Origin of the sequence: Flammeovirga sp. SJP92, from assembly GCF_001583495.1 — a bacterium.
In the GTDB taxonomy this organism is placed as follows: Bacteria; Bacteroidota; Bacteroidia; order Cytophagales; family Flammeovirgaceae; genus Flammeovirga.
This window is the reverse complement of record NZ_LQAQ01000024.1, coordinates 1-1,659: the sequence shown is the minus strand read 5'-3', so window position 1 is coordinate 1,659 and position 1,659 is coordinate 1. Positions and strand designations below refer to the sequence as shown.

2 protein-coding genes are annotated in these 1,659 nt (G+C 37.3%); both read right to left on the bottom strand.

Annotated features, from left to right (window positions below; genetic code table 11):
• Positions 1-129: 129 nt before the first annotated feature.
• Positions 130-816, bottom strand: coding sequence for a hypothetical protein (locus AVL50_RS07200; protein ID WP_062615815.1), 687 nt, complete (start codon positions 814-816; stop codon positions 130-132).
• Positions 817-838: 22 nt separating this feature from the next.
• The coding region (locus AVL50_RS33295) for a hypothetical protein (protein ID WP_062615814.1) at positions 839-1,659 on the bottom strand (821 nt) is incomplete at its 5' end.

Here is a 1,659-nt window from a genome sequence, read left to right as displayed (position 1 = left end):
CATTGATCTTTATTCCACTGTCTGAAATACTTTGATTTGCTTCAATACGAAAAAGTTTATGCTCAGCTGGCTGGCTAAGCATAAACTCATTTTTATCAGATCTTGATAATAGATTAATATAGTAGATCATTAAACTGGTGCTGTTTGTGTTTCCACTACAAGTTCACCAACTTCAGCAGGGTAATAAAGCCAAGCTTCTTCAGAATCTACACTCGATCCATCATTAAGTTCAAAACCAACTTTACCTTTTTCATATAAACCTATTTCGTCAGGTAATTTATAGAATGGTTCCTTACCTGTACCATAAGCATCTTCAACAGCTTGAAAAAGGGGAGTAATAGGAATAAGCTTGATGTAATGGTCCTCATTATCTACAAATTCAAGACGGCCATGCATAAACATCGCGTCATATTGAGCATAACAAGCTCCTTCATACTCTATTCCTAAGATTTCAAGTTTCACCTTGAATAAACCTTTAGGATATGGCTCTCCAACCTCCACATATTCAGGTGAGGTGTTTTCAGTTGTCTTCAATACAAAATTATCCCTTGAAGGTAATTGTATTTTTTTCCAGACTCCTTCAGAGGCTTGATCAGCTGGGTTAAATAATTTCCAATCTGCATTTGTAAGACCTGTATCTAAATAATAGAATTTCTTTGTCTCAGATACATAGGTAATCATACCTTCATATCGTTGACCAGCCTTTAAAGCATCTCTTTTTACAAGTGTTTCAAATGACGAACGATCATCAATCGGTCCTTCTTTAAGGACATTGAAAGACTTCGGAAATTGAATTGAAGTTTTTGAGTTTGACATAAAATCAGGTGTTTTTAGTTAACTAAAATTGGAATTCATATTGTACATTTTCTGAATACAATAATGGAGATGAAGTAACATACACTTCATACTCAATCTCATTACCCAGACTTGCATCGGCAACATCAATCTGTATGTTATTGAATGTTCCAAGAACATTTGCTCCCAAACCTTCAATGTATTTCACAAATGATAGTTTACCGTAAGTAGCTGGGTAAGCAAAAACAAAATACTTACCGGCATAACTGCTTAAAATATTAAGTTTTTTATTGCTCTTGCCTGTGATGATTTTCAGAAGAGATCGAATATCATCTGAAATTACTGGGTCTGTATCAACAGCTCCGTAGAACATTGCTCTTTGACCTTGGAAGACCACTTTTGATGAAGTGATTGTATCGGCTTGAATTGTGTTCGGCCATACCACACCGTCTTCAGTAGTTTTTGTAGCTGTACCGGCTTGATGATCCACTTCAGCTTGAAATTCATTACGTCCAAAAGCATTGAATGTAAAATCATTCGGCAAAGTATCCTGATACGAACCGTTGAATAATAATCGCGCAGCTCCTACCTGATCACCTGCATCATTTTTGATATATGATGCTGAAAAGTCAATGGTTAACTCCTCTCCTTCCTCTACTGTCTGAGAAGTTGGAGACAATAAAATTTTAGGCTGTGAGAAGTTGGGGGCCGGTGAAGGTTTCCAAAGCATCAGCTCAATAATATCGGTGATAGGCTTTCCTGCGAGGTCCGCAACAGAGGTGCCTTTGGCAATACCTCCCACCTCAACTAAAGTAGGTATGGTTTTGTCAGTATCAAAAGAGGCGTCAATCTCACCTCCTTCAC

Coding starts and splice junctions, on each gene's coding strand:
- AVL50_RS07200 (WP_062615815.1), bottom strand. CDS start 816: ATGTCAAACTCAAAAACTTCAATTCAATTTCCGAAGTCTTTCAATGTC.